Below are 26,488 nucleotides of genomic sequence, written 5' to 3'. Positions count from 1 at the left end.
ATTTCGCTCTTTTATATCTCCGCCGGTTATGCTAAAATAAGTTGGACAAAATCTGAATGATGAATCGGATCGAAATTCAGCCGTTCAGCCGGCGGAATTGGGGGAAAAAATGTCAGAAGTCATCCGTGTTTTTGTGGAAAAAAAGCCGGGGTTTGACTCAGAGGCGCGGCATCTGTGCGCGGACCTGATGGAAAACCTTGGCCTGACTTCCGTGGAAGACGTCAAAATCGTCAACCGTTACGATCTTTCCGGAATTTCAGGCAAAGAATATGAGGCGGCAAGGGACACCATCCTTTCGGAACCAAATGTTGATTTAGTGTACGAAGAGGAATATCCTTTGCCGGAGGGGTACAGAGCCTTTGCGACGGAGTATCTTCCCGGGCAGTACGATCAGAGGGCGGATTCAGCGGCTCAGTGTGTCCAGCTGCTGACGCAGGGAGAGCGGCCGCAGGTTGCGACGGCGAAACTCGTCGCGGTCAAAGGTGAATTGAATCCGGAAGATCTTTTGAAAATTGAAAATTATCTGATCAACCCGGTTGAAAGCCGCCTTGCTTCCATGAGCAAGCCGGAAACACTCGATTCCGAGGCAAAGGTGCCTGAGGATGTCGCTCGTGTGGAAGGATTCACCTCCTGGAACGATGGGCGGCTTTTTGAATATCACCGCTCGATGGGGTTCGCCATGAGCCGGGAGGATCTTTTGTTCTGCCGCGATTATTTCCGCGACGCGGAAAAGAGGGACCCAAGCGTCACGGAACTGCGCGTGATCGACACCTACTGGAGCGACCACTGCCGCCATACGACGTTTCTGACCCGCCTGAACCGCATCACGGTGGAACGCTCCGCGCTGAGCGCGGTGATCGAGGACGCGCTCGCGGAATACTATCACGCCCGCGACGAGGTTTACGGAAGAACCGATCGGCCGGTATCCCTGATGGACATGGCGGTCATCGGGATGAAGCTGCTGAGAAAGCGCGGCCTGATCCCCGACCTTGACGTAAGCGAAGAGATCAACGCCTGTTCGATTGAAGTACCGGTTACGGTGGACGGAAAGGTTCAGACATGGCTGGTGCAGTTTAAAAACGAAACCCACAACCATCCGACGGAGATCGAACCGTTCGGCGGCGCGGCGACCTGCCTGGGCGGCGCGATCCGCGACCCGCTTTCCGGCAGGGCGTACGTCTATCAGGCGATGCGCGTCACCGGCTCCGGCGATCCGCGCGTGCCGTTTGAAAAGACCAGAAAGGGCAAACTGCCGACGCGCAAGATCACGACCGGCGCGGCGCAGGGATACAGCTCCTACGGGAATCAGATCGGCCTTGCCACGGGGCAGGTCACGGAGCTTTACGACCCCGGCTATGTTGCGAAGCGCATGGAAATCGGCGCGGTGATCGGCGCGTCCCCCAAAGAAAACGTAATGCGCGGTGTTCCGGCGCCCGGGGACGTGATCGTTCTGTTGGGCGGGGCGACAGGACGCGACGGCTGCGGCGGGGCGACCGGCTCCTCCAAGGCGCACACGCAGCAGTCCATCGAGGTGTGCAGCGCGGAGGTTCAGAAGGGCAACCCGCCCACAGAGCGCAAGATCCAGCGTCTGTTCCGCGACCCGAAGGTCGCCAAAATGATCAAGCGTTGCAACGATTTCGGCGCGGGCGGCGTCAGTGTCGCGATCGGCGAACTGGCGGACGGCCTGAGCATCGATCTTGACAAGGTTCCGAAAAAATACGAGGGACTCGACGGAACGGAGCTTGCCATTTCGGAATCGCAGGAGCGCATGGCGGTGGTGCTGGCCCCCGGCGACACGGAAGCCTTTGTCGCAGCCGCGGCGCGGGAAAATCTCGTCGCGACCGTTGTGGCCGTCGTGAAAGAAGAGCCGAGGCTCCGCATGACGTGGCGCGGAGACAAAATTGTCGATATTGCCCGATCTTTCCTGAACACGAACGGCGTTACCCAGAACGCCGATGCCCTGATTTCGGCCGTCGACCCAAAGCAGAACTACCGCGAAAGGGTTCCGGAGTGCCTTGAGGGGCTTTCGCTGGCGCAGGCGTTTGAAACGAACCTTTCCCGTTTGGAAGTTTGCGGGCAAAAGGGACTTTCCGAGCGCTTCGACGCGAGCATCGGCGCCCAGACGGTCCTGATGCCGTTCGCGGGCACCTACCAGCTGACCCCGGAAGAGGGCATGGTCGCGGGTTTGCCGGTCGCCGGCGCCAGCGACGATGCGACCGCGATGAGCTACGGCTTTATCCCGGGAATTTCCCGTTTCTCGCCGTTTCACGGCGCGGCCTACGCGGTGGTCGAGAGCCTGTCGAGGCTCGCGGCGCTCGGCGCGGACCCGCTTTCGGCGCGGCTGACCTTTCAGGAATATTTCGAACGGATGACGAACGACCCGAAAAGCTGGGGCAAACCCACCGCCGCGCTGCTCGGCGCGCTTTCCGCGCAGATCGGGCTCGGCGTTCCGTCCATCGGCGGCAAGGACAGCATGAGCGGTACGTTTGAATCCATCAGCGTTCCGCCGACTTTGGTCAGCTTCGCGGTGGCGATGACCAAAAAGAGCAAGACCGTTTCCGCGGCGTTCCAAAAAGCCGGTTCCAAGGTTTTGCTGCTTCCGCTCCCGGAGGACCCGGAGACGCTTCTGCCAAACTGGCAGAAGCTGAAGGCTTATTATGCCGCGGTGGTTCACCTTGTTCGGGAGGGCGGAGTCCGGTCCGCCTCCGTCGTAAAAGAGGGCGGCGCGGCCGCCGCCGTGGCGCGCATGTGCTTCGGCAACAAGATCGGTTTCCGCTTCAATCCGCCGGTCCTGAGTCCACAGTGCCTGTTTGCCCCGGCTTCCGGCGCGATTCTTGTGGAACTGGACGAGGAGACGCCGGTTCAGAATCTGGCGTTTCTCACGCTGGGCCATACGATAGAGCAGCCTCAGGTGGAGCTGGGAGACACGGCGCTTAGCCTTGAACGGCTGATCAGCGCGTGGAACGGCACGCTGGACAAAATATTCCCTGCCGCGGCGCCGGGCACCAAAATTAGAGACGTTCCGCTCTGCACGGAACGCAGCGAGGCGGCGCCTTCGATCAAAACGGCGAAGCCCCGCGTATTCATTCCGGTGTTCCCGGGCACGAACTGCGAATACGACAGCGCCCGCGCGTTTGAAAAGGCCGGGGCCGTACCGGAGGTTCTGGTCGTGAGAAATCTGACGCCGAATGATATTGAAGAAACCATCGAACGGATGGCGGAGGCGATTTCTCGTTCACAGATCATTATGATTCCGGGGGGCTTCTCGGGCGGCGACGAGCCGGACGGTTCGGGTAAATTCATTGCGACGACGTTCCGGAATCCGCGAATCGCGGAAGCGGTTGAGCAGATGCTTACCAAAAGAGACGGCCTGATGCTGGGAATCTGCAACGGGTTCCAGGCGCTGATTAAGCTGGGGCTTGTTCCCTACGGCAGAATTACGGCGCCGTCGGAGCATGCGCCGACCCTGACCTTTAACAGCATCGGAAGGCATATCTCCCGCATGGTGTACACGCGTGTGGCTTCGGTAAAATCCCCATGGTTCGCGGGGGTGAACGCGGGCGACGTGTTCGCCGTTCCGATTTCCCATGGGGAAGGCCGCTTTGTCGCGGGCGAGGATGTGATGAGCGGTCTGATCGCAAACGGACAGGTCGCGACGCAGTACTGCACGCCGGGCGGCGTACCGAGCGGAGCTTCCGAATGGAGCCCGAACGGCTCTGTCTGCGCGGTGGAGGGAATCACCAGCCCTGACGGGCGAATCCTTGGGAAAATGAGCCATTCGGAGCGGATGGGTGAAAATCTGTACCAAAACGTTCCGGGAAAGAAAGACCAGAAGCTGTTTGAATCCGGCGTGAACTATTTTAAATAAACAAGTATGAGTAGTCTGAAAGCTGGCGGTCGGTGTGACGGAAAATATTTTGAAGCGGACGTGGGCTGAAATCAGCCTGGACGCCGTGGAACACAATTACCGGGAGATTAAAAAGAGGCTGCGCGCTGAAACAAAGGTTTGCTGTGTGGTTAAGGCGGACGCCTACGGCCACGGCGCTGAGCGCCTTGCGGCGGAATATGAAAAGCTGGGCGCGGACTGGTTCGCGGTTTCCAATTTTGAAGAGGCGAGGCAGCTGCGCAGGGCGGGCATCAAGCTGCCGATTCTGATTCTGGGTTACACGCCGCCCGAAATGGCGGCGGAGCTTGCCCGGCTGAATATTTCGCAGGCGATGGTCGGCGGCGAGTACGCGGCTGCGCTGAGCGAGCGGGCCGTGAAGGCCGGGGCCTCCGTAAAGGTACATATTTCTCTGGACACCGGCATGAGCCGGGTCGGATTTTTGTATCAGCATCCGGAGCGTGACGGCGGTTCGCTGGACGAAATCGAACGCGCCTGCGCGCTGCCCGGAATCGACCCTGAGGGAGTTTTCACGCATTTCGCGGTGGCGGACGAGGGCGAGAACGGACGTGACTATACCCGAATGCAGGCTCACAATTTCCGCGATGCAATCGAAAAGCTGAATCGGCGCGGCATATCATTCCGGATTCGTCACTGCGCCAATTCCGCGGCGATCTTCGATTATCCGGAGATGCAGATGGACATGGCGCGCCCCGGCATCATCCTCTACGGCCTGATGCCGTCCGGCTGCATCCGAAATCCCGCGCCGCTGATTCCCGTCATGCAGCTGAAAAGTGTTGTAGCGCTTGTCAAGACGGTCCCCGCCCAGACCTCGGTGAGCTACGGACGCAAATTTATCTCTCAGGAAGAGATGAAGGTGGCCACGGTACCGATTGGTTACGCGGACGGTTACCCGAGAAGTCTGTTTCAGTCCGCGGAGCTGCTGGTGCGTGGGCAGAGGGCAATGATCATCGGCAGGGTCTGCATGGATCAGCTGATGCTGGACGTAACAAAAATTCCGGATGTGAAGGCGGGGGACACGGTTACGGTATTCGGCACGGACGGCGCCGCCCTTCCGGTGGATGAGTTGGCTTCTCAGGTTGGAACAATTAACTATGAACTGGTTTGCGGTGTGTCCAAGCGGGTTCCGCGTGTTTTTCTGCGAAACTGTGAGACGATTGGCAGCCTTGATTATCTCAGGCGCTAAAGCACGGCTTAACAGGGGAGAGGGGAACGGAATGCAAAGAAATAGAGCCATTATGATTCTTGCGTGGGCTTTTTCGGCGGCCGCGGTCGCGGCCGCGATTCACAACGCTGTTACGGGAACGGGGTCGACGGAATGCGCCGTTCTGATCACGGCTTCCCTGATTCTTCAGTTTTTATATGCGCGAAGCCTGAAACAAAACAAACCATAAAGGGCTGTTGCAAAATGAATTAGTGAGAGCAATTTCGCAAAGTAACAGCCTTAAAAACAAGAGAATGCGTCTTGAAACGGCTTTTATAGGCCGGATCAAGACGCATTTTTTTACATAAGTCCTGAATAGGGCTATTTTGCAACAACCCCTGTTCCACCCAAATCAGAGCGTTCTACTGCAGAAAACCAACCTTTTTCATGACCTTGCGCAGCGTTTTGCGGGCGATAACCTCCGCTTTCCGCCCGCCTTCGGCGTAACATTGTTCCAGATAGTCTTTATTCTTCATATAGTCGTCGAACTTCTCACGGATGGGGCGAAGATGCTCCGCGACCGCCTCGCCGACCGCCGTCTTAAAGTCGCCGTAACCCTTTCCGGCAAACTCCGCTTCGATTTCCCCGTCGGTGCGTCCCGTCACGCAGGAATAGATGCCCATCAGATTGTTGACCCCGTCTTTGCCCGGGGCGCGGCGCACGCAGGCTTCGCTGTCCGTCACGGCGCGCTTGAATTTGCGCATGATATCCTCCGGGCGGTCCAGAACCGCGATGGAGGCGTTCACGTTCTCATCGGATTTACTCATCTTACGGGCGGGGTCCTGCAAAGACATGATTTTTGCGCCCGTTTCCGGAATATACCCCTCCGGCAGCTTGAACGTCTGGCCGTACAGACCGTTGAAGCGGTCGGCGATGTTGCGGGTCAGCTCGATGTGCTGCTTCTGGTCCACGCCGACCGGGACTAGGTCGGCCTGATAAAGCAGAATGTCTGCCGCCATCAGGCTTGGGTAGGTGAACAGACCGGCGTTGATGTTGTCGGGGTGCTTCTGGGATTTATCCTTAAACTGCGTCATGCGCTGCAGCTCGCCGAACTGCGTGTAGCAGTTCAGAACCCACGCGAGCTGGGCGTGCTCCGGTACCTGGCTCTGAATGAAAAACGGGCTTTTCTGCGGGTCGATGCCGCAGGCGAGCAGCAGTGCGTACGCTTCAAGCGTATTGCGGCGGAATTTTGCGGGCTCCTGCCGCACCGTAATGGTGTGCAGATCCGCGAGCGCATAGATGCATTCGTATTCGTCCTGCAGCTCAATCCAGTTTTTCAGCGCGCCGAGATAATTGCCGAGTGTGATGGTGCCGCTCGGCTGAATCGCGCTGAAGATGACCTTTTTGGTGTTTTCGTTTTTTTCCGGTTTCATTAAAACTGATGCCTCCATATTGACGCTTTTACGGGATCATGTCGCTTGCGACTTCCCCTAAAAGCTGAATGCCGCGCACGAGGTTTTCGTCGGTCGGCGTGGTGTAATTGATGCGAAACGATTGGCAGGGCTTTGATTCGTCGGTCAGAAAGGCGTTGCCGGGCACGACGCAGACCTTGTGGTCAATCGCGCGTTTGACAAATTCGAGCATATCGATTCCGTCCGGCAGGGTGCACCAGAAAAACAGGCCGCCCTCGATCGGCAGATAGGTGATTTTCGGCAGAAGCCATCGATTCATCGCATCGACGGCGACCTTCGATTTTTTGCGGTATACCTCGCGCAGACGGGCAAGGTGCGCGCCAAAATCGTATTTTGTCATCAGCTCGTCGCAGAGCATCTGGCCCCAAATGTTGGTGTGCACGTCCTCGCCCTGCTTGCATACGATCATTTTCTGAAGAACCGGTTTCGGACCGACCGCGTACCCAACGCGGATGCCGGGCGCAACGACCTTGGAAAAAGTGCCGGAGTAGAGGACGATGCCCTCCGTGTCGAAAGACTTGATGGACGGAAGATCCTCCCCCTGAAAACGCAGATCGCCGTAAGGGTTATCCTCCAGGATCATCAAGCCGTATTTCTTTGCGAGCTCATACATTCCGTGCCGCTTTGCAAGGCTCATGGTCGCGCCGGTCGGATTCTGAAAGTTCGGGATGGTGTAGATGAATTTTGCCCGCTTTTCCTCCTTTAATGCCTGTTCCAGGCCTTCCAGGCTGATTCCGTCCGATTCCATCGGCACGCCGCGCAGTTTCGCCCGGTAGGAACGGTAGGTGTTCAGCGCGCCGAGGAAGCTCGGGGCTTCGCACACAATGGTGTCCTCTTCGTCGACGACGGATTTTGTAAACAGATCCATGATCTGCTGCGCGCCGCTTGTAATGATCAGGTCGTCGCCGTCCGAACCGATTCCGGACGTTTCTTTCAAATAGGCGGCAAGATGCCTGCGCAGGGGCGTGTAGCCCTCCGTCGTGCCGTACTGAAGAGCGTCGATCGGGCGCTGAGCCAGAATTTCCGCTGAAATTTCCGCGATTTCATGAACCGGGAACGCTTCCGGAGCGGGATTCCCGGCGGAGAGTGAAATGACCTGCGGATCGGCGGCATACTTAAAGATTTCCCGGATTGCAGAAGGCTTAAGTTCCAACACGCGCCTGGAAAATTGGTATTCCATAATGATCGACCTTTCCTACTGAATATTTTATTCCTTATTCTAACACAGTTTCCCTCCGGTTGCCAGATAAATCCTAATAAATGATAATTTGGTTTTATCCGATTCTTTTCGCCATTATTTTACGCCATGTTATGACAATATGGTCTAAATACAAATCGTATAATAGACTTAGGTCAATTTGGGGACAAGTTGTTCCAATAAACAATGGCGGTGATAGATCCATGGCAAAGGAAAACATCCGGCGTATCCGACTTTCCGCGGCGGCTGCTGTCCCGGCAAGGACGGCCGCGCGGCATCTTACGGCTTTTACGGCGGGAATGCTTTTCGCGCGGGGAACCGTTTTCGGGCAGTACGCGCCGTTCGGCGTTGCGGCGGCGGCGGCGATGCCCTATTCGGTCCTGTGGAGCGCGATTCTTGGCAGTGCCGCGGGGTATCTTCTTCCCTCGGCCGTTACGGTCCCGGTTCACTATCTGGCCGCGCTGCTGGCTGCCGCGGCGATTCGCTGGACCCTGAACGATCTTGTGCGTCTTCGCTCGCATCCCGCGTTCGCGCCGGCGGTTGCGTTTCTGCCGGTGCTGGCAACCGGGATGAGCGTGGCGCTGGTCAATGGTTCCGGGACCGCGACGACCGCCATGTACGTGGCGGAAGCCATGCTGGCGGGCGCGGCGGCCTATTTCTTCCGCCGGACGGTCTCCGTCTGGGAGTCGGGCCGCAGCCCCGGTGAATGGAGCGCGCAGGAGACCACGTGCGCCGCGTTTTCGGCGGGGCTTCTGATCCTCTCCCTGTCCGGCTTATCCGTTGGGGGAGTATCGGCGGGCCGGGTCCTCGCGGTGCTGGCGATTCTGTTTGCCGCGCGGTACGGCGGGGTCAGCGGCGGAAGCGTTTCCGGCGTTGCGGCCGGGATCGCGTTCAGCCTTTCCACGGCGGGCCTGAATTATCTTTCCGGCGCTTACGCTCTGGGCGGCCTGATGGCCGGGCTGTTCTCGCCGGTGGGCCGGCTTGCGTCCGCCTGCGCGTTTGTGGCGGCAAATACCGTCGCTTCCCTTCAGGTCGGGAATCAGGCGGCGGTGGTGAGCGGCCTTTACGAGGTGATGGCGGCGACCGTCATATATATGCTGCTTCCGGCCAAAACCGGCAGCGGCCTTGTCGGAATTTTCTCGCGAGGCGACGATTCGTCCCGTGCGGAGGGTCTGCGCCGTTCGGTGATCATGAAGCTGGATTTCGCCGCGAAGGCGCTGGGCAGCGTCTCGGAATCCGTCGAGGAGGTCTCCAAAAAGCTGCAGGTCGTCTGCTCTCCGGACATCAGCAGCGTTTACCACAAGGCCGCGGACGAGGTCTGCCGCACCTGCGGACTGAACGCTTATTGCTGGGACCGGAATTTCACCGACAGCATGAACGCGTTTAACGATCTTTCGGGAAAGCTGAAGGAAAAGGGCCAGATTCAGCGCGAGGATTTCAGCCAGCCGTTCGCTTCGCACTGCGGCCGCCTGAATCTGCTTGCGGACGCCGTGAACCGCAACTACGGTGAATATGTGGTCCGCGCCGCCGCGGAGGGCCGCGCGCAGCAGGTGCGGGACGTCGTCGCGGTTCAGTTTGAAACGACGAGCAGCATGCTGGAGGAGATGGCTTCCGAACTGGAGCTGTACGACCTTTTTGACTACGCGGCGGCGCAAAAGGTGGAGGAAACGCTGCGTCTCGCCGGGATTCAGTCGTTCGACGTCAGCTGCAGAACGGACCGGTTCGGGCGCATGTCGGTTGAAATCGTATCGGGTCCGGTGGACTGCGCGCGGCTGAGCAAGGCCGAGCTGACCGAGGAGATTTCCCGCGCCTGTTCCCGCACGTTCCAGCCGCCGTGCGTCACCACGGCGGGCGGAAAATGCCGGATTCAGATGACGGAAATGCCTGTCTTTCGCATCAAGTCCGGATGCGCCCAGCATGTTTGCGGAAACGGCAAACTCTGCGGCGACAGCTGGGAAATGTTCTCCGACGGCAACGGCCGTCAGATCGCCGTCCTGAGCGACGGAATGGGGACGGGAGGCAGGGCCGCAGTGGACGGAGCGATGGCCTGCGGTATTATGACGCGTCTGATCAAAGCGGGAATCGGATTCGACGCCGCGCTGAAAATTGTGAACTCGGCCCTTCTGGTGAAATCAGGTGACGAATCGCTCGCCACTATGGACATTGCCGCGGTGGATCTGTTCAATGGCCGTGCCGAGCTGTTCAAAGCCGGAGCGCCGTCCGCGATTCTGCGGCGGAACGGGCACGCGGCGGTGATCGACACCCCCAGCCTGCCGATCGGCATCCTGAACGAAACGCGGTTTGCAAAATCCTCCGAAACGCTTGCGGACGGGGATCTTCTGATTCTGATGACCGACGGGGCGCTTTCCTCCGGCGCGGAATGGATCTGTGAAGAGGCGGAGAAGTGGAACGGCCGTCTGCCGCAGGAGCTTGCCGAAACGATCGTCTCTCGTGCGATATCGAACCGCAGGGACGGGCATGACGACGATATCACCGTCGTGGTTCAGATGCTGACAAAACTGGAGTAAATCTGAAACCGGCCCGTTTTCCATTGAATCAGACTGCGAAACATGCTAAAATATCCAATGGAGAAAAACAGTCGGGGGGAAACGAGATGCAGACTGCCATTGGAATCCTGGTGATCCTTGCCGGAATCGCCGGCGCGGTTTTTATGATGAAAAAGGCGGAGCGCAAGGCGGCTTCGGCGCCGCCGGCGGAGCCGGTCCGCCCGGTTCCGATCGAAGAAGCCGTCGCAGCGCTGAACCGGAAGCTGAAAGAGGATCCGGGCGCAAGGCTTCCCGTGGAGCTTTACGGCCTCGCCAGAACGGACCGCCCGGCCGTTGCCCCCGTGACCGAACGCCCGGCGGCCTGCTATCAAACCGTTTCGTATTCGTGCCGTGAAAAAAGCGGCGGGCAGAGGCGGGGACTCCGGTCCGCTGCCAATCTGGAGCAGACCGAAGAGTACCGGGAATCGGGCCCGGATGATTTTTATATTATGGATTCCACGTCGGATGAAAAGATCTATGTGGATCTGGAAAGCTTCGGCGACCGGGCGGAGCTGCTTTCCGCCTGCGACAGCTATGAGGAGAAAAATTCCAAATGGATGGACAGGCACCTGAAAAGCTGCCGGCGATTTTTTCCGAGGCTTGGTTCCGATATTGCCGGATACCATGTTCTGGAGTATTTTTACCATGTGAACCAGCCTTTGAACATCGCCGGGGAACTGTACCGGCACGCGAGGCGGTACCATATCGCGGCGTCCTCCGGCGAGAGGCGTTCTCTGGTCACTTACAAATCGGAGGAACAGGCGGAAAAAGTTCTGCAGAAATCCCGCTTGACGGCGGTCGGGCTCGGTCTGATTGCCGTGGTGGTCGGTATCGGGGTGATCATCGCCGGATTCCGATAAAAAAGACATTAAAAATATTTTGGCCATTGTAGGAGCCGGGCGCATTGCCCGGCTCCTTGGTATTTTGAAGTGAAATTTTTTGCTGAGTCGTTATAATAAGGGAAGATTACCAATTTATATTCTACGGGAAAGATCTGATTCGTTGAAATTCCATCAAATTTTAGAAAATTATGAAAAGTGGTTGACAAAACATGATTTTAGCGTATGATTGTATTAGAACGTTAATACAATAACAAACCGGTTTATTTTGCTCGGCTTCTGTTGACAATCATAAAATTCGCAGTATGATTTAGGTTATTGACCGGAAATTCGCTGATTTCGGAAAGGAGTAAAATGATGAAAAAAGGGATTGCCCTTTTACTGATGCTCACCTTGGCGGCGGGCGCCACGGTTCCTGCTTATGCGCAAGACACGGCACAGTCTTCGGACCAGAAGCAAACGGTCGAGGTTTCGCTCGGCAGCATCGAAGATATTATGTCAACCTATAACCTGGATGTAAAAACCTATGAGAACAGCATACGGGACGCGCAGCATGAAAAGGATACCAGTGACCAAGACACGGACTCGGCGAAAGACGCTTATCATCTTACACAGATTGAAAATGAAGGAAACATTCGGAAAGCTATATTGAGCGCGAAAGAGGATTATCTTGAGTTTTGCGCATTAAACGACAAATTGGTTGCGGCGCAGACGACCGCAGAAAATGCAAGACAGGCACTTGTAGTGTCTCAGCAGTCGCTCTCCAGTGGGTACGCGTCTCAGCAGACCTGCGACGGACTGCTGGATCAGTATAATGAGGCGCAAAACAATGTGAACCAGATTAACAATCAGCTGATCCAGATGAGAAAGGCACTGAAAACCACACTGAATCTGCCGAATGGATTTACTATGGATATTAAGCCAGTGGCCGAAGGAGATTTAGACTTCAGTGTGATTCCTTCCATTAACTACAGTGCCGATCTGATTGTAATGGAAGGCAACAGCTCTGCGATTAAGACCGCATTGATTCACTATAATCAGGCGGACGATAAGGTCAACACAACCAATTTTGCCATTGAAAACGCAGACATTGCAGTGAAGCAGACTAGAACATCGGAAGAGGCTGCGTTTCAAAAGCTTTATGATTCCATGACCAGCGCATATACGGTTTACCAGCAGGCTTTGGATCAGGTACAGCGAAAACAGGCGGAACTCACACAGGAAAACAAAGCGCTTTCCCTCGGTTACTCCAGTCAGAAATCGGTTGACGATAAAACCAAAGAATTGAAAACCCTGCAAAGCACGCTCGCCGACGACCGGAATACCCTGTTTACCAGTTATCTGAGCTATATCAACAAAAAAAATGGATTTTAACAGGGAGCTGAATACATGAAATTAATACCGAAAAAATATAGGTTTACGAAAAAAACAGCGGCGATATTGCTGGTAGCGGTTTTGGTTCTGGGGGTGGGAGCGTACTCCTGCTCCGTGCGCGCCAAATCCAAGAACATACATACCAATATTACAACCACCAAGCTGGAAAAAACGAACCTTCAGGATACCGTGGCCGTGTCCGGGACGGTTCACAGCAACGATTCCCACAATGTATATACGACTCTGACCTATCCGGTTAAGACCGTCAGCGTGGAGGTCGGCGACAAAGTGAAAAAGGGAGACGTTCTGGCGGTTTTGGATACCGCGACGCTGGAAAAGGATGTCGAGCAGCAGAAGTACACGACGGACGACTCAAGTAAGAGCGCAGCGCTTGCTCTCGCGCAGGCCAAAAGAAGCTATGATAATGCGCTGTACCTGTACAACAACGGGCTGAACAACGGCGTTGTGACGGCTCAGGCCGCGCTGAAAACCGCCGCGGATAACTATAACTATCAAAAGCTGCTGTATGAAAGCGGTCAGATTTCCAAAACGGCGATGGAACAGGCGCAAAGTGATTATGATAAAGCGCAGAAATCGCTGACGATCGCGCAGAATCAGGCGGATCAGGATCTGAAAACAGCAAAGGAAGCCTATGACAGCGCGGTGCTGAAGGCGGCGGACAAAAGCGCGGATGTCGGGCTGGAAAAGCTGAAGAAAAACCTTGAGGATTCCGTGATTACAGCGCCGGCGGACGGCACTGTTACGGTGAAAAGCGCGACGGTCGGGGCTGTGCCGACCGGAGTCATGTTTGTTATTGAGAATACGGGCGATCTGATTGTAGACACGCAGATCAAAGAAATGGATGCGGCGAGCGTAAAGTCAGGCGACCCCGTGACCATTCAGACCGACGCGACGGGGGATGCGAAAATCAAGGGTACGGTTACAACCATCGCTCCGGCCGCAACCGCGTCGACGGAAGGAACCGGAAACGTTACTTATGCAGCGAAGGTATCTGTAGACGACCGGAATCCGTCCCTTCGCATCGGGATGAAAGCCCGTATGGACATTGTGATTCGGGAAAAGAAAAATGTTTTTGTTGTTCCGTATGATGCCCTGCTGCAAAAGGACGGCGGCAACGTCATCATGGTTGCGGGAAAAGCCGGCGCTCTTTATAAGGCGAAGGAAATTCCGGTTACCACGGGCCTTGAAACCGATGTTTCGGTTGAAATCTCCGGCGACGGGCTGAAAGACGGAATGCTTATCATCGGAAATTCGGACGGTATTTCCGCGGGTGATACGCTTCAGTTGGCAGGGGAGGCCCAAAAATGAGCCGGACGATCATCCAGATGAATTCAATCATTAAAAATTATTATATCGGAACGCCGAATGAGCTGCACATTCTGAAAAGTATTTCTCTGGAAGTGGAAGAAGGGGACTTCATTGCCATTGTGGGGGCTTCCGGTTCCGGAAAAAGTACGCTGATGAACATGATCGGCGTGTTGGACCGCCCCACGTCGGGGGAATATATCCTGGACGGGATTTCCATCAAACGGATGAACGACAATCAGCTGTCGGATGTCCGTAATAAAAAAATCGGGTTTGTTTTTCAGACCTTTAACCTGATTCCCCGCAACAACGCGTTGAAAAATGTGGAGCTGCCGATGCTTTACGCGGGTATGGACCGCAAAAAGCGCGTGGAACGGTCGAAAGAGCTTTTGAGTTTGGTGGGGATGGGGGACCGCATGGATCACCAGCCGAACGAGCTTTCCGGCGGGCAGAAGCAGCGCGTCGCCATCGCCCGCGCACTGGCGAACGACCCGGCCATCCTGCTGGCGGATGAACCGACGGGCGCGCTGGATTCCGAGACCGGGCGAATGGTCATGGACCTGTTCCACAAGGTGCATGAGGAAGACGGGAAGACAATCGTCCTGATTACGCACAACCCCGAGCTGGCGGAGGAAACCAACCGGGTTGTGACGCTGCACGACGGAATGATTGTCGACGACAGGCCCGGTTCCGGAAAGGCGGCGGTGTAATGTTCCTGAAAGAAAACGTCATTCTTGCGGTCGCGGGTCTGAGGGCGAACAAGGTTCGCGCATTTTTGACGATGCTCGGCATCATTATCGGCATCGGGTCGGTCATTGCGATTGTTTCCATCGGGGACGCGGTGACGAATAATGTCTCCGATACCATGGCGGGCCTTGGGGCAAATAACATTTACGTCTATGTCGCGCCGAACGGAAACGACAGCATTTACGGGCAGATGAACGGATCGGGAACGGAGAAAATGGACGACAGCGACCTGCTGACCTTCGATCAGATTGAGCAGGTGAAGAAAAAATTCTCCAATGAAATCAGCGATCTCGCCCTTTACGAATCCGTCGGCAGCGGCAAGGCACAGGATGGGCATAAGTACGCGAATGTTACGATTTACGGGGCAAATCCGGGTTTCGGTTCGGTTGAAAATGTCGATGTTCAGAAGGGCAGATTCCTGACGGACCGTGATATCAGCGGAAACCGGAGGGTCGCTGTGGTTTCCGATAAGCTGGTCTCCAACATGTTCGGCAGTGAAACCGATCCGCTCGGCCAAAAAATCAACGTGGATACAAGCGACGGCGTGGAATCCTATACGATCGTCGGCGTGTACAAATATGTTCAGCAGGGGTTCGGCGGAGCTGCCGTCGCGGACAAGGACATCAGCACAACGCTTTACATTCCGGTCAGCGTTGCCAAGGAAACGTCGGATAACCAGAACTACTCCTCGTTTGAAATCAAGCTGAAGAATGTGAACGACACCCATGCGTTTACGGACCGGATTGAATCCTATATGAAACGGCTGTACGCCAACAATCCGAAATACACCTGTTCGGCATACAATATGGAGAACATGCTGTCCTCCGTGACCTCCATGATGGGGACCATCTCCATTGCGATTGCCGCGATTGCCGCGATCGCCCTGATCGTCGGCGGCATCGGCGTCATGAATATCATGCTGGTCTCCGTAACCGAGCGCACGCGGGAAATCGGTACGCGCAAGGCTCTTGGTGCGCGCAGCAGCTATATCCGGATGCAGTTTATCGTGGAGTCGGTCATTATCTGTGTCATCGGCGGGATCATCGGGATTATTACGGGAATCGGATTGGCGGCGGCAGGGGTAACCCTGCTGAAGATGAAGCTGGTAATTTCCGTGCCGATTATTTTCATCAGCGTCGGATTCTCCATGCTGATCGGCATTTTCTTCGGGTATTATCCGGCGAAAAAGGCCAGCCAGTTGGACCCGATCGATGCGCTGCGGTACGAATAAGCAAAAATCCTCTCCGAAAGGAAAACTTCCGTATCCCGGCAGCGCCCGATTAGCTGCCTGTTGAAAAAGTCCGGCGTAAGCCGGGCTTTTTCGCTGTAATACGGCAAAATTGAAACAGCGATGAAAGAGAATGCTGGAACGGGAAAAACTGTGCAAGAATGATACGGGAAAGAGAACAGCCGGATCCAGCGTGGGTCCGGCTGTTCTGCTTTAAGATTGTGTTTGCTTAACATCGGTAAGGAATCCCCGCTTGGGCCGGACGATTCAGTCGGATTCTTTCTGCCTTCTCCAAAGGGTAGAACGGCTGACATGAAGCATGCCGGCAATTTCCGTATGCGTATATCCCAATTTGTCGGACAGATCATGAAGCATATCCCCAGAAACGTCCGTGATCCCGGGCACGTAATGGTACCGGCTGAAAACATCAGCCAGCAGCCGCTTTTCCCCAATACACTCGCGGAGGATGCGCGAAAATGATTTTTCCTCTCCCCGCGCATTGAGAAAAAGAGAGAAGCGCGCGCACACATTATGAAGTTCGCGGATATTCCCCGGCCATGAATACATTTTGAGAAGGGAAAGGTCATCATCCGGAATCAGAACCGGTCCGGCCTCTACTTTATGATTCAAAAACTCCCGGAAAAGCAGGAGAATATCTTCCCCGCGCCTGCGCAAAGGAGGCAGCTCGAGCTCAAGTTCATTCAGGCGAAACAGCAGGTCCATACGAAATCCCTCTTTCAGCATATCCTCCGGATTTTTATTTGTTGCCGCAATCACCCGCACGTCGACGGGGATGATTTTGTCGTCTCCGATCCTCATAATCTCGTGTTCCTGCAAAACCCGCAGCAGCTTGACCTGCAACGCCGGGGACACGCTGCCGATTTCATCGAGAAAAATGGTTCCGCCGTTTGCAAGTTCAAAAAGGCCCCGGTGCCCGCCTTTTGCGCTGCCGGTAAAAGCACCCTCCTGATAGCCGAATAATTCGCTTTCCAGCAAATTATCCGGCAGAGCGGCACAATTGACAGCCACAAAGCTTTGCCCCGCGCGTTCGGAATAGTTGCAGATGCTCTGCGCCAAAAGTTCCTTTCCGGTACCGGTTTCCCCAAAGATAAGAATGTTGTAATTTGTTTTTGCATAAATTTTTGCTTTGTTCATGGTCTTCTTCAGTTCCGCGCACTTTCCGAGGATATCTGAAAAATGATATTTTGAAATAAACCCGCTTTTGCTTAACAGCGCGCGCTGTTTAATTAAATAAGACATTTCCGATTTTCTGAAGTCGGAAAGGTCGGTGATCAAAGCCGTTGCGGCGGCCTCCACAGCCGGGTCTTCTGTCATCAGAATTTTGCGAAGATGCAGCTGACGGTTGCGGTAAAGTACGACCGTATCCTCAACGCGTGATTTTTGCTGGAAGGTGGAGGTCAGTTTCAACTGCGGAAACAGGGTTTCAGCCTGTTTGCCCAGCGCGTCGGACGCCGTTACCCCCAGATAGTTTTCGGCGCTTGGATTGTAATTTGTAACGGCCCCGAAGCGGTCGATACTGATGATCCCGTTCGGAGACTCTCCGATTACGGCGGCATAATACATCATATCGCTCTTTTTCTTTCTTAGCCGCTGCGCGAATATTTTAGCGGTGCGAAACGCGTTTACAATGACCTGAATGCCGGGGTAAATTAACACGCCGGTGAAACCGAGCTGCGCGGCAACCTCACACGCGTATCCTCCTCCCATGATGAGAGGACAGCCGCAGTCCCTCATTTTTTCCGGCAGATCTGTATTGCGGTTATAAATGATTTTTTTAATTTGGATTCCCAAAAACGGTTCAAGCAGGCTGAAATCATAGTTCAGCCTGTTTTGATAGCAGGCAATGCCGATCCGGTCAGCCTTTTTTGATGCTTCCACAATATGCTGCAAATAGTCCTGATAACCCACTTCAATGCCCACGATTGGGATGTCGTAAGAATGCGAAATGGTTTCAAAGTTTGAGCTGCCGGCGATAAAAACCTCCGTGTTGTTTTTTAAAGCCAGCTGAATGCTCTTGTTTAGCTTTTGCCCCTGCGTTGAAACGCAGGTTATTTCCATTTCTGGATCATTAAGCTGTTGGACGGCATTCAGCGCCAGTTCATGCAGCTTACCGTATGTAAAACAACAGATTTTGTATTTCTGAAACATTTGTCCGCTCCTTTCAATGAATCGGCTGACAGCTCATCCTCCACAGTATAGCACAAAGATTCGCAGAAAAACATCTAAATTAACTAAAATGTAACTTCATATGCTTGATACAGTTATTAAAATAGTAAAAGATTACTGTTAAAAATATGTTTCAAAATTCCGATCGTCTGAAATTTTGAAACATATTTTTTTCGTTGTAACGATTCAATCGTATTTTACGAAGGGATTCATCAGATTTTCAAATCGGTCAAGCCGCCGGCACAGGCCCTTTTCTCCGCTCTTATTTATGAATTTTTATCCTTTCCGACGAATCTGGCATGACTTTTGCTGATTCAGGAGGTTGTTCGGGTGCAGCGTTCCCGAAAACGGCATGCCCTAACGAAAGGATGAAGGAAAAATGGAGTATGAAGGACTACTGAAAGGCTGCAAAGTGCTCGATCTAACCAGAGTGCTGGCAGGCCCTTACTGCGCAATGCTTCTTGCCGACATGGGTGCCGACGTCACCAAAATTGAAATGCCAGGGAAAGGCGACGACTCCCGTGCCAACGCCCCCATGGTGCAGAGCAACGGGCTGAAAGAAAGCGCGTATTACATGAACCTGAACCGGAACAAACGCGGAATGACTTTGAACCTGAAAAGCGAGGACGGCAAGGATATTTTCAAAAAACTCGTAAAGCAAAGCGATATTGTTCTGGAAAATTACCGTCCCGGCGTCATGGAGCACCTCGGACTGGGCTACGACGAGCTGCGGAAGGTCAACCCCGGAATCGTCTACGGCTGCGTCTCCGGATTCGGCCACTACGGCCCTTACAGCCAGCGCGCCGGATACGATATTGTGGGGCAGGCGATGTCCGGCCTGATGAGCACCACCGGATGGCCCGGAGGCCCCCCCACCAGAACCGGGACCGCCATTGCCGACGTAGTCGGCGGTTTAAACTGCGCCATCGGCGTTCTTGCCGCATATTCGCATAAACTGCAGACGGGAGAAGGTGAAAAAGTCGACATCTCGCTGGTGGACGGCATGGTTTCCGCGCTTGAAATCATCAACATGATCTATTTGGTTCAGGAAAGGGTTCCCACCCGGATCGGCAACCGTTATGAAGCCGTATACCCCTACGACACGTTTCGCGCAAAGGGGGAAGATCAGTACGTCGTGATCGCTGCCGGCAACGACAAGCTGTTCGGGCTGCTGGCCGGTGTGATGGGCCTGCCCGAGCTTGCGGAAGACCCCCGCTTCCGCACGAATATTCTCCGCGTCCAAAATCACGAAGCGCTGAAACCGATCGTGGAAGCATGGACCGCTCAGTACACAATTGATGAAGTTGTTGAAATGCTTCTCAAAGTCGGATGCCCGGCGGCGCCGATCAACACCATAGACCGCGTGGTCAAGGACCCCCACATTGCCGGCGCGCGAAAAATGTTCGTGGAATGCAACCACCCAATCGGCAAGTTAACAATTACCGGCGACCAGATTAAACTGACCAACCACCCCATTGAAGAATTCCGCCCCGCGCCTCTGCTTGGCCAGCAAACCATGGAAATTTTGGGTGAAAAGCTGGGCCTCAGCGAAAGCCGGATCAATGAACTGAAAGCAAAAGGAGCACTGTAAGGAGGTGATTACGATGAAAAAAATTGATGTGATTGAGGTTGGTCCCCGTGACGGTTTTCAAAACCTGCCCGATTATCTGCCGGTTTCAGATAAGCTGACCGTCATCGACAGTCTGGTGCAATCGGGCGTAAAACACATACAGATCACGTCTTTTGTCAATCCCAAAGCGATTCCCCAGATGAAAGACGCCGGGGAAGTCGCCCGTGCCTGCCTCTGGAAATACCCGGAGCTTGATTTGTTTGCGCTCATCCCGAATTTCAGGGGCGCGCAGTCTGCCCGGGAAGCGGGAATGAAAAAGGTAACCAACGTTATTTCGCTGAGCGTCAGTCACAATAAAGCAAATATCAACCGGACACATGACGAATCGTTTGCAGAGCTGGCAAAAATCAAGGAGTCTTTTCCGGAGCTTGACGTTTGTCTGGACGTCGCGACGGCGTTCGGCTGCCCGTTTGAGGGAAAGTTCCGCAGGGTGGAGCCGCTTCTCGGTTTCCTGCAGCGTGCTTGGGACCTTGGCGTTACAACTTTCAATCTGTGCGATACCGTCGGTTTGGCGGACCCGGCACAGGTTCGCCTTTTTCTGCAAGCGGTTAAAGAGAAATTCCCCGCCGCCAGGGTGGAAATCCATATTCATGACACGAGGAACATGGGGCTTGTCAATACCCTTGCTGCCGTGGAATCCGGAATAGACGGAGTGCAGGCAACGCTCGGCGGTCTGGGCGGCTGCCCGTTCGCTCCCGGTGCGTCGGGGAATACAGCCACGGAGGACCTTGTTCTGATGCTGAACGAAATGGGATATGAAACCGGGATTTCTTTTGAGAAAATTCTTGCGGCGGCAAAAGCGGAAGATCAGATGATTCCAAACGGGATTTACAGCGGCCATAATATCCGAATCAAAGGCAGTCCGTGTTGCTAAAAATATGTTTCATAAATTTTTAGATAAGAAATAATGAAACATAGATCAATTAATTTGCCCTGCTGATTCAAGCCTGATTAGCGGATATTATCTAGAATTTTCTTAATTTATCTGCATTTTTTGACTATTTGTACGTAAATGGCACAGATTTTGCTATTATACTAAATCAGGTGGCCTGACTGCTGCAAAACCGGGCTTCGCGCTTTGATCGATTTTGCAGGCGTTTGTAAAGGCGCAAATAGAAAGAACAGGAGTTTGTATTATGAAAAAGAAACTTGCATTGTTTTTAACCCTTGCACTTCTCACAACTTCCCTGCTGAGTGCCTGCGGCGGCTCCGGAGCGTCAACGCAGACCGTCTCAAATTCGGGCGGCACCGCATCCGCCGGCTCCGCCGCGCCGGGGGGTGACGCTTCAAAGGACCCCGCGGTTACATTCAAGGTTAACAACACTCATTCCGGGGAAGGCGTACAGGATACCACGATGGACCTTTTGATTAAATTGTGCGACCAGTATTCCGGAGGTACGATAAAAGGAACAAAAATCGCCGGCGGCAGCCTGGGCGGAGAACGTGAAATGACGGAAATGGTTCAGCTCGGAACTTTGGATGTCGGCCTGATCTCTGACATGGGCATCGATTCGTCGATCGGCGGACTCGGCTGGGCATGGCTTCCGTTTATGATTACCTCTTACGATCAGGTTGACAAATATTACATCAACGGATGGATCGGGCAGGAGCTGACCAAAGAGATGGCCGCGAAGGGAATTGTTCGTGTGGCGGCTACGGAAAATGAATTCCGCGAGTGCGGCACTGTTTCGCGCCCGATTCAATCCATGGATGACTTTAAGGGCCTGAAAATCCGCGTGCCGGAAGTTGACGCGTGCCAGGACTTTTACAAGGCCTGCGGTGCGATTCCCGCCGCGATCAGCACCAGCGAAACACTCGCGGCGCTGGAGCAAAAAACCGTGGACGGCGTTGACAACTCGGTTTACAATCTGAAATCCATGGGCGTTCTCGACGACATTAAATATGTGACCCAGCTAAATTACATGTATTCCGGCGCGTCAATTGTATGCAGTCAGTCCTTCTGGGACAAAATGACTCCCGCGCAGCAGGCCGCATTTACAAAGGCCGCGACAGAGGCCGGCGCGAGTTTCCGCAAATCCATGCGCGCCGACACTCAGACCATTATAAAGAACGGTAAATTTAAGACCTACGAAGTGAAAGAAGATTCCCAATTCTATAAAGATTTGAAAAAAGTTGCGGTAAACCTGTGGTCCACCTATAATAACAAGTTTGATTCCTCCATCATGGAAAAGATCAATAAGGATTTTGGCGTATAAGCCGGAATCCGCCCGATTCAAACGTTTGTGAAAGGAAAACAAAGCAGCTGCGGATTCCAAAATTGAATCAATCCGTCGGCTGCTGTTTCCTTTAAAAACCGTTTTTAATCCATTTGGGATGTGAGGGTACTTGTATGCAGAAAAAAAGCGCTGTAAAAACTTTCCGTAAAATTGAACACGGCATCGTCGCCGTGGAAAACATCTTTCTGGTTCTTTCCCTGGTCGCCATGGTTGGCAGCATTGCGATTCAGGTTGTCTGCCGCTATGTTTTAATGATTTCCTCCCCCTGGTGCGAAGAACTCGCACGGTATCTTTTTGTGGCTCTGACATTTATCGGAGCCGCCCGCGCGTTTGCAACCAAGGAACATATCGGAATCGACCTTGTGGACACGATCGCCGAAAAAAAATGCAAAAATCCTCAAAGGGTGATCACGCTGTTTAATAAGCTCGCGATTCTGATTACATTTATCTTTATCGTTTTGTTCTCTTATCTTTATTTTGACTACCTTCAAAGCATCGCAGTGCACCCGCAGGTTTCTGCAAGCATGCACATTAACATGCTGATTCCGATGAGCAGTATTCTGATCGGCAGTATTCTGATGGCTTACCACGATATTTGCCGTCTCTTTTATTCCTATCAAATAAATGATGAAGCAACGGAGAGTGCTTGATTAAAGGAGGATAAAGACAATGAGCCCTTTGGCATTACTCGGTATTTTTCTGCTGTTCTTCCTTGGTCTGGCTATGTGCTTCAAAGTTCCGGTCGGATATTCTATCGGCATGGCAACGCTGGCCGTACTGTTCTTTGACGGATTAAGCAGTAAAATTCTCTGCACGGTCACCTTTTCGGGTCTGGACAGCTTCCCGTTGCTTGCCGTTCCGCTGTTTATCTTTGCGGGCGCAATCATGCAATACAGCGGCATCGCGGCTGCGCTGATTGAATTGATCGATTCCCTGGTGGGGCGCCTGCGCGGCTCTCTGGGCGCCGTAACCATTCTGACCTCTGCGGCGTTCGGCGTTTTGACCGGCTCCTGCCTCGCGACCATCAGCTGTGTGGGCGGCATCATGGTACCGGAAATGAAGAAAAAGGGGTATTCGGCCAGCTATTGTGCGGCGCTGGCTGCCGCGGCAAGCTTTCTGGGAATTTTAATTCCGCCCTCCGTACCGGGAATCATGTATGGTTTGTGCGCCTCAGTCAGTATTTCTCAGGTGTGGATGAGCACCGTCGGACCGGCTCTTATCTGCATCGCCGCCTTTATGGGAATCAACTACTTTGTGCAGGGGCGCAGGGAAGAAAAAAGCACGGTCCAGATTACTTTTCCTTGTTACATAAAAAATGTCGGAACGGCTTTTCTGAGATCCATTCCCGCTCTGATTATGCCCGTGATTATTTTCGGAGGAATCTACGGCGGCATTTTTACCGCTACCGAAGCCGGTGCCGTCGCCGTCGTTTACGGAATGATCTTTTTCCTGTATAAAAAAATATTTCATAAAAACGACTTGACTTCCAAATTCCTCGGCCTAACCTTAAATGCGGCGATCTCAACCGCGGCCATTTGTATTCTGATTGATTTTTCCAACTGCTCCGGCCGCGTCATTTCCATGATCGGCATTGCGGAAGCGATCAAAGTTTTTGTCACCGCCCATATTGCGAGCGGCGCCGTCTTCCTGATCTTTGCCAATGTTATTTTCCTGATTGCCGGAATGCTGATCGATATCAACGCCGCGATCCTGCTCATCGTTCCGCTTCTGCTGCCTACTGCAACGGCAATGGGAATCAACCCGATCCACTTCGGCGCCATTATTCTGGTCAACCTGAGCGTTGGATTCATTACGCCTCCCTTCTGCAGCTCCGTATTCATGGCCCAGAAAATTTCCGGCGCGCGGTATGTGGATATTGTAAAAGATGTTATGCCCTTTGTTATCGCCAGTCTGGTCGTCGTATTGCTGACCACCTATGTCCCTGCAATTTCCACTTTCATTCCGAACCTGCTGGCATAAACAAAGCTTCCCTGTTACTATTTCACTTTCGGCCTTTACGCAAAAGAAAAGCGGAATCGCTCCTCCCGGGACCTGATTTTTCCCGGAGAGAGCGGTTCCGCTTTTCTCTATTTCAGACTTCTGCGTTCAAAGGCATTTTTGATCTTCAGCTCATCGCGGTATTTCGCGACCGTTCTGCGCGATATGTTAACTCCCGATCCCTTCAGCTTTTCCGCAAGCGCGCTGTCGCTGAGCGGTCTGGCCGTGTCTTCCTCCCGTATCAGCCTGACAATCATTTCCTTGACCGCGTGGCTGCTCATCATTTCTCCGCAGGACGCCACGCCGGCGCTGAAAAAGTCCTTAAACAGACGCGTGCCAACGGGCGACTGAAGATATTTTTCCCGAATTGCCCGGCTGACGGTCGATTCGTGAAGCTTCAGCTCGCCCGACACCATGCTGAGATTCAGCGGCGCCAAAGGGCCTCTTCCCTCAAAATACTCTTTCTGCCTGTCGAGAACCACGCGTGTCACTCTGAGAAGGGTATTGCGCCTTTGCTCAACGCTTTTCACAACAAACTGCGCCCGCCGGATTTTTTCTTTCAGGTACTCCGTCGTGCCCGGGTCTTTCGAATTGCGATACAGAGCTTCATACATTCTGCTGACGCCGACGGATCCGATCCACCGGTCGTTCAGCGTAATCTCCCAGGAGTCTTCCTGCCGGTCGATTAAGACGTCCGGTACGATGTAAGCCGGATTCTCCCGGCATCCAAACCCGCTGCCAGGGCGCGGGTTCAAGGAGTGAAGGACCGCAACGTATTCTTTCACCTCTTTGATCGGCAGAGAAAGCTGCCGCGCTATTTTATGATAATGGCCATAGGCGACGTCCGTCAGGCAATTTTCTATGATCGAAGCGAAATTGCGGTCCAAAAGGCCCTTTGCCTCCAGTTGGAGCAGCAGGCACTCACAAAGGCCGCCGGCCCCCACTCCGGCGGGCTCCATGCCCTGAACCGCGTCTATACATTTTCGCACCTGTTCCCGGCTGCAGCTTGTAAGGGAACTGATTTCGTCCGCCGAAACCGTGAGATAGCCGTCCTCATCCAGGAGGTCGATGATATACTGAATCAACTGGATTTCCCGTTTTGTATACATACGCAGTCTGATCTGGGATTTCAGCGACTCCTGCAAAGAAGTCGTCTGGTCTTCTTTCCACGCGGCCTCCCGCTCCTCCTCGTCCCATTCAATGCTCTCGGGGCCGTGTCCCTGACGGCAAAACCAATCGCCGATCGAACGGATCTTCTCCTCTTCCGAACCGCCTTCCAGCTCCAGCACGGGGTTTTCCATTTGTTCACGCTGCAGAAAGTCGTACAATTCGCTGTTGTTCATCATCAGAATTTTCAGCGACTGCGTCTGCAGGAGCGACAACGTTTGCTTTTGGCTGATTTCCTGCAGCAAGTCCATTTCGAATTCCTCCCCCGCTTTCATCTCTCAAATCCAATATAGCAGTATTTTGACGTATCATAATAACAATTCGGAAAATGAGAGCAAAGCCGGTTCGAAACAGCCATATCCGCCAGTAGAGCTTCCCGAACGAAACGGGCGTAAGCCTTTAGACGAGCGAAAGTTTAATGTCTGCCTGTTCGATAAAGCTTTTCCAGTCGGAGGACAGTCCGCTGTCGGTGATAATCCTGTCCATTTCATTGAGCTGAGCAAAATAAGCCGGGCTTACTTTGCCGAATTTGCTGGAATCCGTTTTTTCTCCGCGCGCTTTTTGGCATGGAAGAGGGTGAGAGTCCTTGTATGAGTTCGCACGGGATGGCCGTTCAGCGAAAAATGGTCTTTTCAGTCTTTGCAGACGCGGAACAGTGTTTCCGCGTTTTCTTTTGCCAGGGTTAGAATATCCTGCGGACTTTCGCCTCGAATTCCGGCGATTTTTTCCGCGACGAAAGGGATCAGCGAGGAATCGTTGCGCTTGCCGCGGTACGGGACCGGCGCGAGATAGGGACAGTCGGTTTCCAGCAGCAGGCGGTCGCGCGGCAGGCTCTTTACCACCTCGACCGGAACGCGGGCGTTCTTAAAGGTAACGGAACCGCCGACGCCGAGATACATCCCGAGCCGAACGGCTTCGGCCGCCATTTCCACGCTGCCCGAAAAGCAGTGGATGACCCCGGCCGGGCGGTGGCGGCGCAGCAGCTCCATGGTGTCGCCGTGCGCGTCGCGGTCATGCACGATCACCGGTAGGCGGAGCTTGTTTGCCAGAAGAATCTGCTTTTCAAAAATATCGCGCTGCACATCTCTGGGGGCGTTTTCCTCAAAGTGATAGTCAAGGCCGATTTCCCCGACCGCAACAATGTGCGAATCGGCGAGCAACTCTTCAAGCTGTGTCTGCCAATCGGCGGGAACGTCTTTGGCGCATTCCGGATGAATGCCCGCCGCCGCCGAAAAATAGCCGTACCGCGCTGCAAGTGAAATTGCTTTGCGGGAAGAGACAAGGTCCGCGCCGCAGTCGACCACATGGCAGACGCCTTTTTCCGGAAGAGAGGCGAGCAGGCCGTCCCGGTCGGCGTCGAACGCTTCGTCGTCGTAGTGCGCGTGGCTGTCGAAAATATTGGAGTAATTCATATGGCCTCCATCAAAGATTTCTTTAGTGCGTTGAGGTGCATGGGATAAAAGCCGTTCCTGTTCCGTGAAAGCATCTCTT

At 54.0% G+C, this 26,488-nt stretch carries 19 protein-coding genes; 14 read left to right on the top strand and 5 right to left on the bottom strand.

Annotation, left to right across the window (positions count from 1 at the left end; genetic code table 11):
* Window positions 1–109: 109 nt before the first annotated feature.
* Genes ACLQ3M_RS13630 through ACLQ3M_RS13620 form a run of 3 tightly spaced genes read left to right on the top strand, consistent with a single transcriptional unit; the run spans window position 110 to window position 5,298 of the window.
* Window positions 110–3,868 (top strand): phosphoribosylformylglycinamidine synthase, encoded by a 3,759-nt coding sequence (locus tag ACLQ3M_RS13630; protein WP_411678238.1) that lies wholly within the window; start codon window positions 110–112, stop codon window positions 3,866–3,868.
* A gap of 34 nt (window positions 3,869–3,902) precedes the next feature.
* Window positions 3,903–5,090 (top strand): alanine racemase, encoded by a 1,188-nt coding sequence (alr, locus tag ACLQ3M_RS13625; protein ID WP_411678237.1) that lies wholly within the window; start codon window positions 3,903–3,905, stop codon window positions 5,088–5,090.
* A 31-nt stretch (window positions 5,091–5,121) separates the two neighbouring features.
* Window positions 5,122–5,298, top strand: coding sequence for a hypothetical protein (locus tag ACLQ3M_RS13620; protein WP_411678236.1), 177 nt, complete (start codon window positions 5,122–5,124; stop codon window positions 5,296–5,298).
* A 172-nt stretch (window positions 5,299–5,470) separates the two neighbouring features.
* Here the strand turns inward: ACLQ3M_RS13620 and trpS are convergent, their stop codons facing one another.
* Both trpS and ACLQ3M_RS13610 read right to left on the bottom strand, forming a co-directional pair.
* On the bottom strand, window positions 5,471–6,481 hold the full coding sequence (gene trpS / locus ACLQ3M_RS13615) for a tryptophan--tRNA ligase (protein ID WP_411678235.1): 1,011 nt from the start codon (window positions 6,479–6,481) through the stop codon (window positions 5,471–5,473).
* Window positions 6,482–6,509: 28 nt separating this feature from the next.
* A complete protein-coding gene (locus ACLQ3M_RS13610) occupies window positions 6,510–7,700 on the bottom strand; it encodes a PLP-dependent aminotransferase family protein (RefSeq protein ID WP_411678234.1) in 1,191 nt (396 codons plus the stop codon).
* A 221-nt stretch (window positions 7,701–7,921) separates the two neighbouring features.
* Between ACLQ3M_RS13610 and ACLQ3M_RS13605 the strand changes: the two genes are divergently transcribed.
* The 6 genes from ACLQ3M_RS13605 to ACLQ3M_RS13580 all read left to right on the top strand — a co-directional run bounded on the left by ACLQ3M_RS13605 (window position 7,922) and on the right by ACLQ3M_RS13580 (window position 15,781).
* Window positions 7,922–10,246 carry a SpoIIE family protein phosphatase gene (locus tag ACLQ3M_RS13605; protein WP_411678233.1) on the top strand — a complete coding sequence of 775 codons (2,325 nt, stop codon included), beginning with the start codon at window positions 7,922–7,924 and terminating at the stop codon, window positions 10,244–10,246.
* An 86-nt stretch (window positions 10,247–10,332) separates the two neighbouring features.
* Entirely contained in the window at window positions 10,333–11,124 is a 792-nt protein-coding gene (locus ACLQ3M_RS13600; protein WP_411678232.1) for a hypothetical protein, read from the top strand.
* A 333-nt stretch (window positions 11,125–11,457) separates the two neighbouring features.
* Window positions 11,458–12,477, top strand: coding sequence for a hypothetical protein (locus ACLQ3M_RS13595; protein WP_411678231.1), 1,020 nt, complete (start codon window positions 11,458–11,460; stop codon window positions 12,475–12,477).
* 15 nt (window positions 12,478–12,492) lie between these two features.
* The gene (locus tag ACLQ3M_RS13590; protein ID WP_411678230.1) at window positions 12,493–13,806 is read left to right on the top strand and encodes an efflux RND transporter periplasmic adaptor subunit; all 1,314 of its coding nucleotides are present in this window, start codon (window positions 12,493–12,495) and stop codon (window positions 13,804–13,806) included.
* Window positions 13,803–14,513, top strand: coding sequence for an ABC transporter ATP-binding protein (locus tag ACLQ3M_RS13585; protein WP_411678229.1), 711 nt, complete (start codon window positions 13,803–13,805; stop codon window positions 14,511–14,513). The genes ACLQ3M_RS13590 and ACLQ3M_RS13585 overlap by 4 nt, the downstream gene beginning before the upstream one ends.
* Window positions 14,513–15,781, top strand: coding sequence for an ABC transporter permease (locus ACLQ3M_RS13580; protein WP_411678228.1), 1,269 nt, complete (start codon window positions 14,513–14,515; stop codon window positions 15,779–15,781). Before ACLQ3M_RS13585 ends, ACLQ3M_RS13580 begins: the two co-directional genes overlap by 1 nt.
* A 264-nt stretch (window positions 15,782–16,045) precedes the next feature.
* Here the strand turns inward: ACLQ3M_RS13580 and ACLQ3M_RS13575 are convergent, their stop codons facing one another.
* Entirely contained in the window at window positions 16,046–17,947 is a 1,902-nt protein-coding gene (locus tag ACLQ3M_RS13575; protein ID WP_411678227.1) for a sigma 54-interacting transcriptional regulator, read from the bottom strand.
* Window positions 17,948–18,344: 397 nt separating this feature from the next.
* Between ACLQ3M_RS13575 and ACLQ3M_RS13570 the strand changes: the two genes are divergently transcribed.
* From ACLQ3M_RS13570 to ACLQ3M_RS13550, 5 genes are all read left to right on the top strand, one after another.
* Entirely contained in the window at window positions 18,345–19,556 is a 1,212-nt protein-coding gene (locus ACLQ3M_RS13570; RefSeq protein ID WP_411678226.1) for a CaiB/BaiF CoA transferase family protein, read from the top strand.
* A 13-nt stretch (window positions 19,557–19,569) separates the two neighbouring features.
* Entirely contained in the window at window positions 19,570–20,469 is a 900-nt protein-coding gene (locus tag ACLQ3M_RS13565; RefSeq protein WP_411678225.1) for a hydroxymethylglutaryl-CoA lyase, read from the top strand.
* A gap of 262 nt (window positions 20,470–20,731) precedes the next feature.
* Window positions 20,732–21,811 (top strand): TRAP transporter substrate-binding protein, encoded by a 1,080-nt coding sequence (locus ACLQ3M_RS13560; RefSeq protein ID WP_411678224.1) that lies wholly within the window; start codon window positions 20,732–20,734, stop codon window positions 21,809–21,811.
* Between the two features lie 134 nt (window positions 21,812–21,945).
* On the top strand, window positions 21,946–22,482 hold the full coding sequence (locus ACLQ3M_RS13555) for a TRAP transporter small permease (protein WP_411678223.1): 537 nt from the start codon (window positions 21,946–21,948) through the stop codon (window positions 22,480–22,482).
* 19 nt (window positions 22,483–22,501) lie between these two features.
* Window positions 22,502–23,812, top strand: coding sequence for a TRAP transporter large permease (locus ACLQ3M_RS13550; protein WP_411678222.1), 1,311 nt, complete (start codon window positions 22,502–22,504; stop codon window positions 23,810–23,812).
* A gap of 107 nt (window positions 23,813–23,919) precedes the next feature.
* Here the strand turns inward: ACLQ3M_RS13550 and rpoN are convergent, their stop codons facing one another.
* Entirely contained in the window at window positions 23,920–25,248 is a 1,329-nt protein-coding gene (gene rpoN / locus ACLQ3M_RS13545; RefSeq protein WP_411678221.1) for an RNA polymerase factor sigma-54, read from the bottom strand.
* A 381-nt stretch (window positions 25,249–25,629) separates the two neighbouring features.
* Window positions 25,630–26,409: a TatD family hydrolase gene (locus ACLQ3M_RS13540; RefSeq protein WP_411678220.1), complete on the bottom strand. Its 780-nt coding sequence runs from the start codon at window positions 26,407–26,409 to the stop codon at window positions 25,630–25,632.
* Window positions 26,410–26,488 lie beyond the last annotated feature (79 nt).

The organism is Caproicibacter sp. (genome assembly GCF_046707225.1).
GTDB lineage: Bacteria > Bacillota > Clostridia > Oscillospirales > Acutalibacteraceae > Caproicibacter.
Note: the sequence above shows the minus strand (reverse complement) of the source record. Positions and strands in the feature narration are given on the sequence as shown.

Bases quoted from the DNA above. Each gene is read 5' to 3' on its own strand.
- ACLQ3M_RS13630 (WP_411678238.1), top strand. From the start codon at position 110: ATGTCAGAAGTCATCCGTGTTTTTGTGGAAAAAAAGCCGGGGTTTGAC.
- ACLQ3M_RS13620 (WP_411678236.1), top strand. From the start codon at position 5,122: ATGCAAAGAAATAGAGCCATTATGATTCTTGCGTGGGCTTTTTCGGCG.
- trpS (WP_411678235.1), bottom strand. From the start codon at position 6,481: ATGAAACCGGAAAAAAACGAAAACACCAAAAAGGTCATCTTCAGCGCG.
- ACLQ3M_RS13610 (WP_411678234.1), bottom strand. From the start codon at position 7,700: ATGGAATACCAATTTTCCAGGCGCGTGTTGGAACTTAAGCCTTCTGCA.
- ACLQ3M_RS13605 (WP_411678233.1), top strand. From the start codon at position 7,922: ATGGCAAAGGAAAACATCCGGCGTATCCGACTTTCCGCGGCGGCTGCT.
- ACLQ3M_RS13600 (WP_411678232.1), top strand. From the start codon at position 10,333: ATGCAGACTGCCATTGGAATCCTGGTGATCCTTGCCGGAATCGCCGGC.
- ACLQ3M_RS13595 (WP_411678231.1), top strand. From the start codon at position 11,458: ATGATGAAAAAAGGGATTGCCCTTTTACTGATGCTCACCTTGGCGGCG.
- ACLQ3M_RS13590 (WP_411678230.1), top strand. From the start codon at position 12,493: ATGAAATTAATACCGAAAAAATATAGGTTTACGAAAAAAACAGCGGCG.
- ACLQ3M_RS13585 (WP_411678229.1), top strand. From the start codon at position 13,803: ATGAGCCGGACGATCATCCAGATGAATTCAATCATTAAAAATTATTAT.
- ACLQ3M_RS13580 (WP_411678228.1), top strand. From the start codon at position 14,513: ATGTTCCTGAAAGAAAACGTCATTCTTGCGGTCGCGGGTCTGAGGGCG.
- ACLQ3M_RS13575 (WP_411678227.1), bottom strand. From the start codon at position 17,947: ATGTTTCAGAAATACAAAATCTGTTGTTTTACATACGGTAAGCTGCAT.
- ACLQ3M_RS13570 (WP_411678226.1), top strand. From the start codon at position 18,345: ATGGAGTATGAAGGACTACTGAAAGGCTGCAAAGTGCTCGATCTAACC.
- ACLQ3M_RS13565 (WP_411678225.1), top strand. From the start codon at position 19,570: ATGAAAAAAATTGATGTGATTGAGGTTGGTCCCCGTGACGGTTTTCAA.
- ACLQ3M_RS13560 (WP_411678224.1), top strand. From the start codon at position 20,732: ATGAAAAAGAAACTTGCATTGTTTTTAACCCTTGCACTTCTCACAACT.
- ACLQ3M_RS13555 (WP_411678223.1), top strand. From the start codon at position 21,946: ATGCAGAAAAAAAGCGCTGTAAAAACTTTCCGTAAAATTGAACACGGC.
- ACLQ3M_RS13550 (WP_411678222.1), top strand. From the start codon at position 22,502: ATGAGCCCTTTGGCATTACTCGGTATTTTTCTGCTGTTCTTCCTTGGT.
- rpoN (WP_411678221.1), bottom strand. From the start codon at position 25,248: ATGGACTTGCTGCAGGAAATCAGCCAAAAGCAAACGTTGTCGCTCCTG.
- ACLQ3M_RS13540 (WP_411678220.1), bottom strand. From the start codon at position 26,409: ATGAATTACTCCAATATTTTCGACAGCCACGCGCACTACGACGACGAA.